Below are 14,713 nucleotides of genomic sequence, written 5' to 3'. Positions count from 1 at the left end.
ATCGATGCCTCACCCAGAAATCGATCTGTTCGAACCGGAAGAAACAATCGGCAAGATCTGGCATGCCTATGCCAGCCGGTTGCAGGAACCTGAGACACATGACGCCGCCACGGTCACGCTGGCCGAGGTCGAAAACCGTCTGGGGGTCTTTTTCCGTGGTCTTGGCGGCGGGCTCGCCGTCGAGATCAAAACCGCAAGCCCCATGGCCTCGGATCACCGCCTGTCGGTGAAACGGGCGCTGGGCACCTGGCGCGAGCGTGTTGCCCGCCCCAGTTTTGATGGCGAGGCGCTGCGCCTGCCTGAGAAGATCAACGACTTCCCGGCACGTGAGGCAAATGCCGCACTTTATTTCTGGCTTGCGGCCTCGGTGGCCCATGCGCCGGAACCTGTGCACGAAGAGGATGCGCTGCGGATGGATATCCTGATGCTGCGCGCCTCGGTCGAGATGACCCGCGAAACCCTGCGCGACTGTCCCGGCCTCAAGGGGTTTTATGAAACCCTGATTGATGCCTGCCGGACGATGCGCCCCTCTGTCACGCTTCCGCGTTACGAAGAGGCGTTGGAACAGGTGATTTTGCATCTTCTGGGGGGACCGGAGCCGAAAAGCAAAACCGGACGGGACCTTCTGACCCGGGTGCGTCAGCCCGATGCAGACCTGTCCGATCTCGGGGCTCCGCATGGATATCGCCCCTACCGCCCGGTGCCGCTCTGGCCTGACCTGCGCCCGCTGGCGCAACGTGGGACATCTGAGCGTCTTCCCGAAGCGGAAGAGCAGGGCAGCGGTTCGGATGCAAGTCAGGGCATGAAAAAGGCGCGCCGGTCCGAGAGTGACCTGGCCGAGCGCAAAGACAGCCTGATCCTGCACAAGTTCGAGGCCATCTTCTCATGGGTTGAGAACATGAACATGAACCGTCGTATTGAAGACGACGAGGATGACAATGCGAAACGCGCCGCGGATGATCAGGATGAACTGGCGTTGGGACAGGTGTCGAAGAAAACCGCCACGCGGTTGAAATTCCACCTCGACCTGTCGCCGGAAGATGCCGATCGTGAGCGGATCTCGGGTGAGCATATGTATCACGAATGGGACCACCGCAAATGCTGCTATCTGCCTGATCATTGCCGGGTTCTGTCCAGCCAGGCGGATATCAGTGAGGAACCGGCCGAGTTTTCGACCGATCCCGCGGCCCAGCGTCGTATCCGCGCGGTGAAACGCCAGTTCGAGGCGCTGCGCCCAAAACGCGTGATCTTGCCGCGTCAGCTGGAAGGGGATGAGCTGGATCTGGAAGCCGCGATTGCGGCGCAGGTAGAGCTGCGCGCGACCGGTCATGCTTCGGATCGGGTGTATCGTGCGGCCCGCACTCAGGACCGGGATCTGGCGATCTCGGTCCTGATTGACGTGTCGCGTTCAACCGAGGCCGCAATTGGCGACCGGTCCGTGATCGAGGTGGAGCGAGAGGCGCTTGCCGCCCTTGCCTGGGGTCTGGATGCCTGCGGTGATGATTTTGCGATCAACACCTTCTCGTCGCTGAAACGTGGCCGGGTCTATGTGCAAAGTTGCAAAGATTTTGACGACAAAATGGGCGCGGTGGTGGAGCAACGCATTGCGGGAGTAAACCCGGCCTTCTACACCCGCCTTGGGGCTGCGATGCGCCATGCGTCAAAAGGATTGGACGCTCGTCCGAACACCCGCAAACTTCTGTTGGTCATCACCGATGGCAAGCCCAATGACCTTGATCATTACGAGGGGCGACACGGGATTGAAGACAGCCGGATGGCGGTGCGCGAGGCGCGTCGCCTGGGGCAGGCGGTGCACGGGGTTGTGGTGGACCAGAAAGGCCAGGCCTGGGTGAACCGGATCTTTGGCTCCGACGGGTTTTCGATCGTGCCGGATGCCAATCGCCTGACCGCTGCCCTGCCTGAGATCTATCGGCAGATCACCGGGGGTGTAGCATGAGCCAAAGCCCTGCTTCGATGCCAGTGGGGGTGGAAACCGAACATCCGCTTGAGAAACTGCCAGGGGATCTGATGATCTGGGTCCTGATCGTCAGCGAGCTTTTGGTGTTCGGGGCCGGGCTGTTGGCCTTTCTGGGCGTGCGGATCATGGATCCCGTGGGTTTTGCGCAGGATCAGGATAGCCTGAACCGGGTCGCAGGAGCGGTGAACACAATTGTACTGATCAGCAGCGGGTTTTGCGCAGCACGCGCGGTGGCCAGCCCCGATCGGATGCGCCTCTGGCTCTCTGGGGCCATGCTGCTTGGCGTGGTGTTCCTGGTGGTCAAATATCTGGAATATTCAGCAAAGGCAGCCTTGGGTATTGGTATTGAAACCAGCCAGTTCTTCACGTTTTACTACCTGCTGACCGGGTTTCACGCGATGCATGTGGTGGCGGGGCTGGTGATCTTTGCCCTTGTGATGCGCTGGCCAAACCCCCGCAATCTGGAAGGGGCCGCCATGTTCTGGCACATGGTGGATCTGGTCTGGGTGCTGTTGTTCCCGATCATTTATCTGGTGAGGTGACATGTCCCATTCCGCACTGAACCGCGCTTATCTGATCTTGCTGGGCCTATCGGCTCTCACCGTGCTGCTGACCGAAATCCGCCCGCAGGCGGGGATGGGCTTTGTGGCAATGGTTCTGGCATTGTCCGGGCTGAAAGCGCGGATCATCCTGCTGGATTACCTTGGCCTTCGCGGTGCCGGAAGCTGGCAGCGCGGGTTCAACGCGTTTTTGATCCTGTTCCTGCTGGTGGCGTTCGGGCTTTACCTGGCCGCATAAAGCGGTCCGTCAGGCGCGACGCCCCCGGACCGGCAGGTCTTCGTCGTCTGATACGAAAGTCTTGAGCTGCATGATCTCGTTCACCCGAACCGCTTCGCGTTGCACCTCGACCCCGTGGGCACGCAGGTTTGCAAAGGACCGGGACAGGCTTTCCGGTTTCATGCCCAACCGCTTGGCGATCAGGATCTTGTCGTAAGGCAGCACAAAGGAACACGGTCCTTCGTCCACCGGGGCCAGAGAGATCAGGAAGGTGGCCAGACGTTGCGCGCCGGTCAGCGCCTTCAGGTTCTCGATCTCCATCACCAGTTCGTGCAGGTGGCTGAAGGTCGAGCTGAGCATCGCGACCGCCAGTTCGGGTTCGGTGCGCAGGGTTTCAAATACGATGTGGGTCTCGACCTGCAACAGGACGCTGTCCTGAACCGCCTCGACCGTGACCGGGTATTTTCCACCTTTCAGCGCGATGGCTTCGCCAAAACTGTTGCCTTCGGGATAAACCGCCACGACAACTTCGTCCCCACCCGGGGTGATCCGGGTCAGTTTCACGCACCCTTTCAGAACCACATACATGTAGTTGGCCGGGTCGCCCTGCACAAACAGCGTGTTGCCGCGCGGACAGGATGTCTTGTGGCACTTCTTCAAAAGGCCCTGCAACATATCGTCCGGCACATTCGCGAACAGCACGGATCGCTTGGTCATCTTGAGTTCGGCTTGGCTCAGCAAAAACTTGCCTCCTGGCGGGTTGGGTCAAAACGTCTCACCTGGCACTAACTACAACTTAGCTTATTTTCTCCGCTTTGACGAAGATCAAGCCGTATTTTTCGGTCGTTGGGTAAACTGCAGGGAAATTATGACGGAGGAAAGTCATGAAATTCGCGCGAACACCCCTTGTTTTTTTGGCCCTTTCAGGACCGGCAATGGCGCACCATGATAAAACCCCCCTGCGTGAAGCGGTGATTGATGGTCACTCGCATGCTGTGGGTGGGGCAACCATTTGGCTTGCGGCGGCGGTTGTGGCCATGGTTGTGGCGCTCTACGCCGTGCAGAAAGTGGTATTCCGCAAGCGCGAGGAGTGATCATGGAAAGCTCTGGAAACGGAGACGGCCGCTGGCCGGTCTGGCTGCTATCGCTGGTCAGCTATCCGTTCATGGTCGGGGCCGTGGCAACCAATGTCTTTTTTGCCAGCCTGATCGGTCAATCCGCAGGTTGGGAAACCGTTATTGCACCAATCCCGTCGATCCTGATTTCACTTGTGCTGGGTATCCCTGCGGCCTGGATCACGGGCCGCTGGTTCCGCGCGAAAATTGACGAGGCCGAAGGCTATTCCGACGACGAGGGCTGACCCATGAGCATCGCCAAGAAAGCGCGGGCTCAAAGCCTGGATGAGTTGCGTAAAACCTTCGGAGATCAAGAGGTTGCGGAAGAGGGGCGGCGCGATGCGGTGACCTCTCTCTTTGATCGAATCGCCCCGCGCTACGATCTGATGAATGACCTGATGAGCTTTGGCACCCATCGGATGTGGAAAGCTGTGATGGTGCGCGTGGCGCTGCGCAAACTTGCCGGGATCAACGGCCCCTTGGTCGATTTGGCGGGGGGAACTGGGGACATTGCAATCGCGGTCAAAAACGCCTCGCCCGATCGCGACGTGATCGTGGCTGATGCCAGTTCCGGAATGCTCGAACAGGCCCGTGCGCGGGCCGGGGACCGGCTGGGATATCTGCATGCGCCAGCCGAGAACCTGCCATTCGAAGATCATTCCATTGCGGGCATCACCCTGGCGTTTGGGTTGCGCAACATGACCCATCCCCGTCAGGCCCTGGAAGAATGCGCCCGCGTGTTACAGCCGGGCGGCAGTCTGGTTTTGCTGGAGTTTTCAAAACCGGCCGGATGGTTCGCCCCGCTTTATGGCATCCATTCCCGTTACGTCATTCCCGCCCTTGGCAGTCTGGTGGCGCGCGACAAAGGTGCGTATTCCTATCTTGTTGAATCGATCCGCCGCTTTCCGGAAGGGGGGGCGATCACCCGTGAGCTGCAGGCGGCAGGTTTTGCGGTTACCGAATTGCGCTCGTTCATGTTTGGCGTGGCGCGCATGCATGTGGCAGAGGTGAGATGAGCAGCGTTTCCCCCATCGCAGACCCTGTTGTCGCGCGGCTTCAGGCCCTGCCGCGGCCGCTTTTATGGGTCATCGCTGCGCGGGTAAAAACTCTGAGCCTGTCTTTGGTGCCGGTCCTGGCCGGTAGCTGGATGGCGGCCGGTTCCGGGGCCTGGCGCCCGGATGTGGCGCTGGCCGCCGGTGGTGCGTCTGCGGCGATCCAGATCGGAACCAACCTGTGGAATGATGCGGCTGATGCGGCAAGCGGTGTGGATGGACCCAATCGTCTGGGACCGCCAAGATTGACGTCGATGGGTCTGCTGGAGGCCGTGCAGGTGCGCCGGGCTGCGGCCGGAGCCTTCGGGATCGCCGGGCTGTTGGGGCTTTACCTCGCGCTATTAGGGGGCTGGCCGATTGTGGTGATCGGTGTGATGTCGCTTGCGCTGGGCTTTTTCTATTCGATGGGCCCGCGCCCCTTGTCCGGCACCCCGTTGGGTGAGCTGTTGGTGGTGGCCTTCTTTGGCGTTGTTGCTGTGGCAGGGACCACCTATCTGCATGGTCAGCCAGTCACGGGGGACGTGCTGTTTCTTGGGGCGGTGGTTGGGCTTCCCGCTGCGGCGATCTTGCTGATCAATAATCATCGGGATCGCGAAACAGATTACCTTGCCGGACGGCGGACGCTGGCGATTCTGATCGGACCGGCCCTGTCGCGCGCGACTTATGTGATGCTCTTGGCGTTGACCGTGTTCGGTGCGTTTGCCTTTGCCCCCTGCACGATTGCGCTTGTGCCGGTGGTGGTGTTGGCCGGGATCTTGTCATTTCTGATGATGAAAACGCCGGTGTCTTCGGCTTTGAACCGGTTGATTCCCGGCACCGCCCTGTTTCAGCTTCTGGTGCTGCTGGCGGTTGTCGCGGGGCGGGTCTTTTGCGGATAATCCCGCCCGCGCGTGGTGTTCAGAGAACGTCTCCGGTCACTGTGCCATCATGGCGCCGGGACCTTTGATCGGCAGTTTGACCACGACATCTCCAGCCGTTTCGAAGCTCAGGGTCGCTTCCAGCATCTCGCCTTCCACCAGTTGACCGTTCAGGTCGATACACATCAGGTGAAAGCTGCCCGGTTCAAGCTTGACCGACCCGCCGGCGGGCACGTCGATTGCTTCGACCTGACGCATACGCATGACGCCATTGTCGTGAATATGGGTGTGCAGCTCCGGGCGGTTGCAGGAGGGAGAGGTGAAGGCAATCAGGCGATCGGCCGCTCCTTTTGAGGTGATGGTCATGAAGCCCACCCCGGCCTTGGCCATCTTAGGAGAGGCGCGGCTGAATCCACCAGAAATCTCCAGATTGTCGGTGGCAACATCTTCGGCAAAAACAGGGGGTGCAATCACGAAACACGCCGCAACAGAGGCGGCGATCAGCGAGCGGAAATCCATAGGAAACGGTCCTTTGTTTCACGGGTAAAGTATACCCAATCGTATTCGCATTTCATTTTTTATTCTTAACATATATCAAGGTGGACCTCGCGGGTTCGTGATCAAAAGGCGGTGGACCGGTCACCGGGCATCGGTTCAGGCGTGCCGACTACACGCGCTCACTGCCCGGACATGAGGACGCAAAATGATCAGCAATATTCGCAAGCGCTTTGGCGCCACAGCGAGCGTCGTCACCCTGGGACTTGCAATGGGGACCAATGCGGTCACCGCTGAGTCTCTGGACGAGGTGATGGAACGCCGCGGTCTTTCACAAAAAGACCTGTTGGCCGCCGCAAAAACATATACGCCGACCGGGGGGCGCGACGAGTTTATCGTATTTTCCTCGGGTGGTCAGTCCGGTCAGGTGATGGTTTATGGTGTTCCGTCGATGCGTATTCTCAAATACGTATCCGTGTTCACCCCGGAACCCTGGCAAGGCTATGGATTTGACGAAGAATCGAAAGCCATTCTAGAAGCCGGCAAAGTTGATGGCCGCGAGATTCACTGGGGTGATACCCACCACCCGGCCATTACCGAAACCAACGGTGATGTGGACGGGGAATACCTGTTCATCAACGACAAATCCGCCCCGCGTGTGGGTGTGATTTCGCTGCATGACTTTGAAACCCAGCAGATTGTTGTGAACCCGATCCTGCAATCCGAGCATGGCGGCACCTTTGTGACCCCGAATTCGGAGTATGTGATCGAAGCCGCCCAATACCCGGGTGTGCTGGGCCGTGGTTTTGCGCCGCTGTCGCAGTTCAACGAGAAATTCCGTGGTGCTGTCACCTATTGGAAATTTGACCGCGAAGCTGGCCGCATCGACGAAGGCAAATCCTTCTCGATCGAACTTCCGCCTTATTCGCAAGACCTTTCAGACGCCGGTAAGCTGGTGTCGGATGGCTGGTCGTTCACCAACTCGTTCTGTGCGGAACGCTATGTTGGCGGCATCGAATCGGGCCGCCCGCCGTTTGAGGCCGGGTGTTCGCAAGCCGACACCGACTATCTGCACGTCATCAACTGGAAAAAAGCCGAAGAGGTTTATAAAGCCGGTAAAGTTGGCATGATCAACGACCACCCGGTCATCTCGATGCAAACTGCCATCGACGAAGGTCTGGTCTATCTGATCGCAGAACCGAAATCGCCGCACGGTGTGGACGTGTCGCCCGACGGTAAATTCATCGTTGTTGGTGGTAAGCTTGACACCCAGGCGTCGGTTTACTCGTTTGAGAAAATCATGGCTGCTGTAGACGCCAAGAAATTCGCAGGCGTTGACCCTTACGGCATTCCGATCATCGCGATGGAAGACGCCATTCACGTTCAGGTTCCGCTGGGTCTTGGCCCGCTGCACAACCAGTTCGACAGCAAAGAATGCGTTGTCTACACCTCGCTTTACGTGGACAGCCAAGTTGCGAAATGGGACTACTGTGAAGGTAAAGTCCTCGATAAAATCTCGATCCACTACAACATCGGTCACCTTGTGGCGATGGAAGGCGAAACGGTTAACCCGAAGGGTAAATACCTGATCTCGCTGAACAAGCTGGCAATTGACCGGTTCAACCCGGTTGGTCCTCTGCACCCGCAGAACCACCAGCTGATCGACATCTCCGGCGACAAGATGGAGCTGCTTTATGACATGCCGGTTCCGCTGGGCGAACCCCACTACGCAACCGCCATTTCGGCTGAAAAGCTGAAGCCGCTGGTTCGCTACCGCTACGGCACCAACTCCCGCACCGGCGGCAAGCACGTCGGCGCAGTACGTCCGGGTCAAGAGCGCATCGAGCGTGATGGCACCAACGTGAAGGTCTACATGACTGCGATTCGCTCGCACTTCACTCCGGAAATCATCGAAGTGAACGAAGGCGACACTGTTGAGTTCATCATCACCAACTCTGAGCGTGCTCAGGATGAAACCCACGGTTTCTCGGTTTCGACCTTCGACGTGAACCTCTCGCTGGAGCCGGGTAAAACCGCAACTGCGAAGATCCACGCTGACAAACCGGGTGTGTTCTCCTTCTACTGCACCGAGTTCTGTTCGGCTCTGCACCTCGAAATGCAAGGTTACCTGGTTGTGAAACCGGAAGGCTTTGTGGAAGAGAACGCAGAACTGGCCGAAGGCACCACCTATGGTCAGGCCGACTATGACAAGCAGTTCGCTGTGAATATGGAAACCCAAGCCGTCATCGACAGCGTGGTTGCCTATATCACTGGCCGCAACTTCAAAGACTTCCCCGAAGTTGTGTCGCTTGTTGAAGACGCCACCGACCAGCTGGGCTTTGCTGCAGAAGCACAAGCCAAAGCCGAAGAGCTTGCCAAAGCCGAAGACTGGCAGGATGCAACGCTCTGGGCCGGCCAATGGTGGCAGTATCAGGTGAAAGCCGCTGACATCGGTCTGCGTGCGAAAAACTTCCTGGACGAAAACGGTGCAGTGAAGGTCGAGTGATCTTTACCCCATGACAGGCAAGGGGGCGGCGTTCTGCGCCGCCCCCATTCCCCCGAAACCAACATCAGGATAGACCGTTATGCGCGCTCTTATTTCCGCATTCATCCTTGGCATCGCCGGGACCATGGCCGCCCCTGCACTGGCGCAGGACGATGCCCTTAAAGCCGGCAAACGGGTCTATATGACCAAGACATGCCTGGCCTGCCATGGCCGCAACGGTGCCAAACCGATCATGTCTTACCCAGCCCTGGCTGGCCAAAACGAAAAATACCTGATCTCGCAGCTTGAGATCATCAAAGAGGGTGGTCGTGTTGGCACGATCGACGAAGCCACCGGGCACCCTTACATCAAGGGCATGGCTGATATCATGCACCTTCTTGACAAGAATGACATCAAGGCCGTCGCCAAATATCTGGCTGCCCAGGATCCGGCAGCCCCCGAAGTTCTGGATCCGGCACCGGATGCGGCAACCCTGGAAGAAGGGGCTGCGGCTTATAAACGTCTGGGCTGCAAATCCTGCCACGGTGCGGATGGCACCAAGGCTTCGAACAAGGCCTATCCGATCATTGCCGCTTTGGATCGTGACTATCTGGTGCGCCAGATGACCGAGATGCGCGACAAGGTGCGTACCTCTGGCAAAGCCAAACTGATGTTCGGCGTGATCAAACGTGCCTCGGACGAAGATATCGCGGCAATCGCAACCTGGCTTAGCCAGAATGAACGCCCAAGCAAATAACCTGAAAGGAAGCGCGACATGAAAAAAGCAGTTACAGCAATTTTCGCCGCCGCCCTGGCGCTGGGCGCCACGGCTGCCATGGCGGATGAAAGCCACACCCCGGCAGATGGCTGGAACCAGGGGGGCGGTGAACAGGACGAAGCCCTTGGTCTGGAACCGGATCTGGAAAACGGTCTTTATGTGTATGAGGTCTGCTCGGCCTGTCACCAGTTGAATGGCTGGGGTCTGACCGACGGGACCTTCCCGCAGATCTCGGGTCAGCACCCGAACGTGATCATCAAGCAGCTCGCTGACATTCGCGCGCTGAACCGTGACAACCCGACCATGTACCCGTTTGCCCTGCCGCAGGAAATTGGCGGATCGCAGTCGATTGCAGACGTGGCGGCCTATATCTCGAAACTGCCGATGAACCCGAACCCGGGCGTGGGCGCAGGGGATGATCTGGAGCACGGTGAGAAGCTTTACAAAGAAAACTGTGTGCGCTGTCACGGCGACAATGGCGAAGGCTCGAACGAGAAGTTCTACCCCGCCATTTACGGCCAGCACTACAACTATCTTGTGCGCCAGTACAACTGGATCAAAGAAGGTAAACGTCGTAACGCCAACCCGGATATGGTGAAACAGATCGAATGGATGACGGAACGCGATACCAAGGCCGTTCTGGACTATGTCAGCCGTCTGAAGCCGCCTGCAGAGATGGTTGGTGATCCTGACTGGGTCAACCCGGACTTTGACTGGTAAGTAAAACGGACGGGCGGCCAAGCGTTCGCCCGAACCTTCCTGAAGATATGCCAAAAGGCACGCACCGATGACCAACACCCAAAAAGACCGCCGTGGTATTGTCTACCGCGTGCTTACCGTTCTCGCCGTCGCTTTGATTGGCGCGTCTTTTTTCTCGCCCGGTTGGTGGGTTTCGCTGACCGCCCCGAACTATCCAGAAGCCACCTTCCCGCAGGGGATCCGCATCCTGTTCCACATGGATTCGGTGCAAAACGGATGTGAAATCCGGGACAGCCAGGAGGTGCGTGAAACCGAAGCGCTGGATTGTGTGCATGAGATGGACACGATCAACCACTATGTCGGCATGTACCCGATTGCCTCGGGTGGTCCGGTTGAAAAAGCATTTTCACCCTTCCTGTTCACCATGCTTGGTGTGATGGCCCTGACCTTTGCGGCCCCCGGTCGCATCCCGCGTATGGTGGTTGCCGTCGGCGGGTTCGGGGCAGTGGCCGCCTGGATGACGCTTGCGATGTATGGCGAAAATGGCATCCGGCTGACGACAACCAACTATCTTGAGGGGATGGTGGTCTCGCTTGGTCAGGATGCCAGCGACAGCACGTCCTCATCGCATTTGCCGCCCATCGTGCAGATGCTGAAAGAATCGCTTGAGGAAAGCGAACGGGACGAGGCGCAGGCGATTGCCGAAGGGGATGAGCGCGAGCTTTTGATTGCCACGCTGAAATATGCCTATGAGACCGAGCAGAAGAAGATCCCCTCTTACAAGCGTGAAGAGTGGAATGGGTCGATCATGCAGGTGTTCAAGTGGCATTACGCAAAATCCCTGGCCCGCTGGTTCAACGAACCTGAACGTAATGATCCCCTGGTGCGCACCATGGATGGTGTTGCCCAAATCCTTTATGCTGCTGTCATGGCTTTCATGGCCCTGATGGTGTTGGCAGCCTGGTCGGTGCGGTCCATTTTCCACTGGATCCTGATCATTGCGCCGATGGTATTGCCGGTAGGGTTCCTGGCGGAATATGCCGGATGGCTCTGGTGGTATGGTCACAGCCTGAATGAAATGGGGGCGTTCACCCTGAAGCCCTTCATGCCCACCGTGTTCGGGGATGGTAAAGTGGCCCAGTTCACCACCCATTCCTATCCTGCCACCGGGTTCTTCCTGATGCTGGGGGCCTCCGTCTTGTTGTTGCTGGCGGCCCTGATCCGGTTGAAGCAGGTGCGTCTGGCCGGACCGGGCGCTGCGAAGATGTAACCTTAATAAGGATAAGAGCAATGCCACGTATCCGTTCCCAAAGGCGTTTCGGCTCTCAATCCGCTCAGTATAAGACCGAAGCGCCGGTAAGGCCTGAAAACCCTGCCGGTGTTTCGCACCCAAACGCTGTCGCTGATTTGGTTCGCAACATTTTTTCGGCACTGCTGATGGTGCTGGCCCTCACCCTGTGGGCGGGCGCTGCCATGGCCAATACCCTGCAGGACATGATCGACGCCGCCCCTGATGGCGCCGAGATTGTGCCTCCTGCGGGTGTATATACCGAACAGATCGTTCTGACCCGCCCCATCACAATCGATGGGCGCGAAGGGGTTGTGATTGATGGTGGCGGAACCGGCACCATTGTCACGATCGAAACCGATGGGGTTACACTCAAGAACCTCAAGCTGCAGAACTCTGGCCGACTGCACAACAAAATTGACGCCGGCCTTCGCATCAATGGCAGCTTCAATGCGATCCGGGATGTGACCATCGAAAATGCCCTTTTTGGCATCGACATGAACCAGGCGAACAACAACGTGATCCGCCGGGTTCATATCAGCTCCAAGGACATGTCGATGGGGCTGCGTGGCGATTCGATGCGGATCTACTATTCAAACAACAACAAGGTGGAAGACAGCGAGATCAGTGACGCCCGAGATATCGTGATCTGGTATTCCGAAGGCAATGTTTTCCGCCGCAACAAGATCAGCGACAGCCGGTATGGCATCCATTTCATGTATGCGCATAAGAACATTGTCGAAGATAATGAGATCTCGGATTGCGTGGTCGGCGTGTTCCTGATGTATGCCAATAACACGGTGGTGCGGAACAATCAGATCCTGCGCGCCTGGGGGGCCTCCGGTGTTGGTGTCGGCTTCAAGGAAAGCTCGGGGGCGCAGATCGACAGCAACAATATTGTCGGCAATGCCACCGGGATTTATCTGGACCCGTCGCCCTGGGACCCGGATATGGACAACTATTTCACCGATAACGTGATTGCCTATAACGGGATCGGAATTGAGTTTCACACCGACTGGACCGGCAATCACTTCCAGCGCAACGCGATGATGTCGAATTTCACTCAGGTTTCCGTGCGCGGGCGTGGGACCGCCCTGCGGGAGGGCTGGGAAGGCAACTACTGGGACGATTACGCTGGGTTCGACAAGGATGCGGATGCCAGGGGTGACGTGCCTTACGAGATTTACAACTACGCCGACCGGATCTGGATGGAAGTGCCCGATGCGTCGTTTTTCCGGGGGGGATTGGCCCTGGCGGCGCTGGATTTCGTGGAACGGCTTGCCCCATTTTCCGAACCGCGCCTTCTGGTGCGCGAACAGGTCCCTATGATGGATAAATCCTCTGGCCAGATATTGGCCGAAGCCGCGGAAGACGCCCAGCCGAAATCCGCTTTGGAGATGTTGATGCAATGACACAGGACACACCCCAGGCCCAGCCGCAGAAACCTGCGAAAAAAAGACTGACCCGTCGTGAGCTTGAACGGCGCCGGATGCTGGTGCGGTCAGGTGCCGCTGGTGTGGCGGCCGTGGCGGCAGGTCTTGTAGGATGGTATCCGGTGGCGGCCCAGGTGCATGACCGCCTGCGTCCCCCCGGAGCGATCCCCGAGGATGAGTTCCTGGCGGCCTGTATCAAATGCGGACAATGCGTGCAGGTGTGCCCGGTCGAGGCGATCAAGCTGGCGGATGGCGATGAGGGCTATGGTCTTGGTGTGCCCTATATCGACGCCCGCGGGCAGGCCTGTGACTTCAGCTGTGACGCTGTGCAATGTGTGCTGGCCTGCCCGACCGGCGCGCTGTCGCATGATATTGCGACCAAGGAAGAGGTCTCGATCGGGTTTGCCCGACTGGCGGATCCCGCCGCCTGTCTCGCCATGCAGGGGCTTGGCTTTGAAGGTCATGCCCGCGGGCAGGATTTCGAAGGGCTGCTGCGCTATCGCGAGATCGACCGCTGGACCCCGATCAAAGTGGCCGACCACCCCTATGATCTGGAACTGTGCGACCTTTGTGTGCGTGAATGCCCGATCGAGGATGCCATTTACCTCGAACCGCTTTCGGATGCCCCGGATGAAAAGCGTCACCAACCGATCGTTACGGATAAATGCGTCGGTTGCGGCACCTGTGAAATGATGTGCCCGACCGAACCGGCGGCCATCGTGATTGATACGGAGCTGAGTCTGGAACGCCAGAAAGGAGCGGTCTCATGAGCATGAAATGGTATCTGCATAAGCTCGCCATGATGTTTGGGGCTGAAAGCCGCCGCCCCACCAAAGACGAAGAGACTGACGCCGCGCGGGAGATGAAAAAACATCAAAAAACGCCGGAACAGGCACAGATCCGCAAAGATCTGATTGCGCATGAGCTGGAATATCCGGTGGTGAACCGGAAGTGGAAATATGCGCGCTGGACCTCGATCATCGTGATCAATGTGATGTTCATCGTGTCCTTTGCCTGGGATGTGCAGCTGGTCGAAGGGGCCTTGACCGCGTCCCGTTTCCTTGGCTTCCACATGGCTGATCCCACGGCTGCCATGCAGGTCATGCTGGCGTTTAAAGAGGTGATGTTGAACCTCTTGATCGGCACGGTGACCGTGGTGATCATCTGGTGGTTCTTTGGCGGGCGTGCCTTCTGTTCCTGGGCCTGTCCCTATCACCTTCTGGCGGAATGGGCCGAGGCGGTTCACCTGTTTCTGGCCAAGCGCGGCTGGGTCAAGGATCACCCGTTCCATCGCGGAATGCGCGTGGTCTTGTGGTTTGTGTTCATGGGGCTGGCGCTTGTGTCTGGTTATACCGTGTTTGAATATATCAACCCGGTTGGTATCGTATCACGCGCGCTGATCTACGGCCCGACGCTGGCCATCCTCTGGGTCGTGTTCCTGCTGTCGATTGAGATCTTTTTCTCGCGCCGGTTCTGGTGTCGGTATGCCTGCCCGATGGGTCTCACGTATGGGGTGATTGGCACGGCTGCACCGATCCAGATCAAATACGAGCTCGACAAATGTGTGCATGAAGGGGAATGCCGGGCGGTGTGCCTCGTGCCGCATGTGCTGGACATCACCAAGATGGGCTATGCGCAGGACACCGAGGAATATATTGCGCCGGATTGCACCCGTTGCGGCCTGTGCGTTGACGCCTGTCCGCAAGGTGCGCTGAGCTTCAAGCTGCGTGGCTTGGACAACATTCTTTAACGAGAG

General features: G+C 58.2%; 16 protein-coding genes. 14 read left to right on the top strand and 2 right to left on the bottom strand.

The genetic code is table 11. The features are described 5' to 3' along the window. The first annotated feature begins 4 nt into the window (after positions 1-4). The 3 genes from XMD517_RS10255 to XMD517_RS10245 are packed head-to-tail and all read left to right on the top strand — an operon-like array spanning position 5 to position 2,776. Positions 5-1,957, top strand: coding sequence for a nitric oxide reductase activation protein NorD (locus XMD517_RS10255; RefSeq protein WP_173486195.1), 1,953 nt, complete (start codon positions 5-7; stop codon positions 1,955-1,957). Continuing rightward, positions 1,954-2,520, top strand: coding sequence for a cytochrome c oxidase subunit 3 family protein (locus XMD517_RS10250; protein ID WP_254449803.1), 567 nt, complete (start codon positions 1,954-1,956; stop codon positions 2,518-2,520). The genes XMD517_RS10255 and XMD517_RS10250 overlap by 4 nt, the downstream gene beginning before the upstream one ends. Position 2,521: 1 nt before the next feature. Continuing rightward, the gene (locus XMD517_RS10245) at positions 2,522-2,776 is read left to right on the top strand and encodes a cytochrome C oxidase subunit IV family protein (protein WP_173486194.1); all 255 of its coding nucleotides are present in this window, start codon (positions 2,522-2,524) and stop codon (positions 2,774-2,776) included. Between the two features lie 9 nt (positions 2,777-2,785). Here the strand turns inward: XMD517_RS10245 and XMD517_RS10240 are convergent, their stop codons facing one another. Then, complete coding sequence (locus XMD517_RS10240; protein ID WP_173487879.1) at positions 2,786-3,472, bottom strand: Crp/Fnr family transcriptional regulator; 687 nt, start codon at positions 3,470-3,472, stop codon at positions 2,786-2,788. A gap of 218 nt (positions 3,473-3,690) precedes the next feature. Between XMD517_RS10240 and XMD517_RS10235 the strand changes: the two genes are divergently transcribed. The 4 genes from XMD517_RS10235 to menA are packed head-to-tail and all read left to right on the top strand — an operon-like array spanning position 3,691 to position 5,800. Further along, positions 3,691-3,849 carry a hypothetical protein gene (locus XMD517_RS10235; protein ID WP_173486192.1) on the top strand — a complete coding sequence of 53 codons (159 nt, stop codon included), beginning with the start codon at positions 3,691-3,693 and terminating at the stop codon, positions 3,847-3,849. A gap of 2 nt (positions 3,850-3,851) precedes the next feature. Then, positions 3,852-4,115, top strand: coding sequence for a hypothetical protein (locus XMD517_RS10230; protein ID WP_173486191.1), 264 nt, complete (start codon positions 3,852-3,854; stop codon positions 4,113-4,115). 3 nt (positions 4,116-4,118) lie between these two features. Next, on the top strand, positions 4,119-4,886 hold the full coding sequence (locus tag XMD517_RS10225; protein ID WP_173486190.1) for a ubiquinone/menaquinone biosynthesis methyltransferase: 768 nt from the start codon (positions 4,119-4,121) through the stop codon (positions 4,884-4,886). Then, positions 4,883-5,800, top strand: coding sequence for a 1,4-dihydroxy-2-naphthoate octaprenyltransferase (gene menA / locus XMD517_RS10220; RefSeq protein ID WP_173486189.1), 918 nt, complete (start codon positions 4,883-4,885; stop codon positions 5,798-5,800). Before XMD517_RS10225 ends, menA begins: the two co-directional genes overlap by 4 nt. 36 nt (positions 5,801-5,836) lie before the next feature. On the opposite strand, the gene XMD517_RS10215 is transcribed toward menA, so the two are convergent. Then, complete coding sequence (locus tag XMD517_RS10215; protein WP_173486188.1) at positions 5,837-6,298, bottom strand: copper chaperone PCu(A)C; 462 nt, start codon at positions 6,296-6,298, stop codon at positions 5,837-5,839. A gap of 184 nt (positions 6,299-6,482) precedes the next feature. Here XMD517_RS10215 and nosZ point away from each other — a divergent pair, with 184 nt between their 5' ends. From nosZ to XMD517_RS10180, 7 genes are all read left to right on the top strand, one after another. After that, a complete protein-coding gene (nosZ, locus tag XMD517_RS10210; protein ID WP_217360559.1) occupies positions 6,483-8,780 on the top strand; it encodes a Sec-dependent nitrous-oxide reductase in 2,298 nt (765 codons plus the stop codon). A 79-nt stretch (positions 8,781-8,859) separates the two neighbouring features. Continuing rightward, positions 8,860-9,516, top strand: a complete 657-nt coding sequence (locus tag XMD517_RS10205; protein ID WP_173486187.1) for a c-type cytochrome — start codon at positions 8,860-8,862, stop codon at positions 9,514-9,516. Positions 9,517-9,534: 18 nt separating this feature from the next. Next, positions 9,535-10,257: a c-type cytochrome gene (locus tag XMD517_RS10200; protein ID WP_173486186.1), complete on the top strand. Its 723-nt coding sequence runs from the start codon at positions 9,535-9,537 to the stop codon at positions 10,255-10,257. Positions 10,258-10,324: 67 nt separating this feature from the next. Continuing rightward, a complete protein-coding gene (locus tag XMD517_RS10195) occupies positions 10,325-11,506 on the top strand; it encodes a hypothetical protein (RefSeq protein WP_217360454.1) in 1,182 nt (393 codons plus the stop codon). Positions 11,507-11,526: 20 nt separating this feature from the next. Continuing rightward, complete coding sequence (gene nosD / locus XMD517_RS10190; protein ID WP_173486185.1) at positions 11,527-12,936, top strand: nitrous oxide reductase family maturation protein NosD; 1,410 nt, start codon at positions 11,527-11,529, stop codon at positions 12,934-12,936. Beyond that, positions 12,933-13,727: a 4Fe-4S dicluster domain-containing protein gene (locus XMD517_RS10185; RefSeq protein WP_173486184.1), complete on the top strand. Its 795-nt coding sequence runs from the start codon at positions 12,933-12,935 to the stop codon at positions 13,725-13,727. Before nosD ends, XMD517_RS10185 begins: the two co-directional genes overlap by 4 nt. Then, a complete protein-coding gene (locus tag XMD517_RS10180) occupies positions 13,724-14,707 on the top strand; it encodes a NapH/MauN family ferredoxin-type protein (RefSeq protein ID WP_217360453.1) in 984 nt (327 codons plus the stop codon). The genes XMD517_RS10185 and XMD517_RS10180 overlap by 4 nt, the downstream gene beginning before the upstream one ends. Positions 14,708-14,713 lie beyond the last annotated feature (6 nt).

The sequence above is a fragment of the Aliiroseovarius sp. xm-d-517 genome (assembly GCF_013283135.1).
GTDB classification, from domain to species: domain Bacteria; phylum Pseudomonadota; class Alphaproteobacteria; order Rhodobacterales; family Rhodobacteraceae; genus Aliiroseovarius; species Aliiroseovarius crassostreae.
The sequence above is the reverse complement of the archived record's forward strand: the minus strand, read 5'-3'. Positions and strand labels throughout refer to the sequence as shown.

Coding starts and splice junctions, on each gene's coding strand:
- XMD517_RS10185 (WP_173486184.1), top strand. CDS start 12,933: ATGACACAGGACACACCCCAGGCCCAGCCGCAGAAACCTGCGAAAAAA.
- XMD517_RS10240 (WP_173487879.1), bottom strand. CDS start 3,472: ATGACCAAGCGATCCGTGCTGTTCGCGAATGTGCCGGACGATATGTTG.
- menA (WP_173486189.1), top strand. CDS start 4,883: ATGAGCAGCGTTTCCCCCATCGCAGACCCTGTTGTCGCGCGGCTTCAG.
- XMD517_RS10205 (WP_173486187.1), top strand. CDS start 8,860: ATGCGCGCTCTTATTTCCGCATTCATCCTTGGCATCGCCGGGACCATG.
- XMD517_RS10200 (WP_173486186.1), top strand. CDS start 9,535: ATGAAAAAAGCAGTTACAGCAATTTTCGCCGCCGCCCTGGCGCTGGGC.
- XMD517_RS10255 (WP_173486195.1), top strand. CDS start 5: ATGCCTCACCCAGAAATCGATCTGTTCGAACCGGAAGAAACAATCGGC.
- XMD517_RS10235 (WP_173486192.1), top strand. CDS start 3,691: ATGGCGCACCATGATAAAACCCCCCTGCGTGAAGCGGTGATTGATGGT.
- XMD517_RS10230 (WP_173486191.1), top strand. CDS start 3,852: ATGGAAAGCTCTGGAAACGGAGACGGCCGCTGGCCGGTCTGGCTGCTA.
- XMD517_RS10195 (WP_217360454.1), top strand. CDS start 10,325: ATGACCAACACCCAAAAAGACCGCCGTGGTATTGTCTACCGCGTGCTT.
- XMD517_RS10215 (WP_173486188.1), bottom strand. CDS start 6,298: ATGGATTTCCGCTCGCTGATCGCCGCCTCTGTTGCGGCGTGTTTCGTG.
- XMD517_RS10245 (WP_173486194.1), top strand. CDS start 2,522: ATGTCCCATTCCGCACTGAACCGCGCTTATCTGATCTTGCTGGGCCTA.
- XMD517_RS10225 (WP_173486190.1), top strand. CDS start 4,119: ATGAGCATCGCCAAGAAAGCGCGGGCTCAAAGCCTGGATGAGTTGCGT.
- XMD517_RS10180 (WP_217360453.1), top strand. CDS start 13,724: ATGAGCATGAAATGGTATCTGCATAAGCTCGCCATGATGTTTGGGGCT.
- nosD (WP_173486185.1), top strand. CDS start 11,527: ATGCCACGTATCCGTTCCCAAAGGCGTTTCGGCTCTCAATCCGCTCAG.
- XMD517_RS10250 (WP_254449803.1), top strand. CDS start 1,954: ATGAGCCAAAGCCCTGCTTCGATGCCAGTGGGGGTGGAAACCGAACAT.
- nosZ (WP_217360559.1), top strand. CDS start 6,483: ATGATCAGCAATATTCGCAAGCGCTTTGGCGCCACAGCGAGCGTCGTC.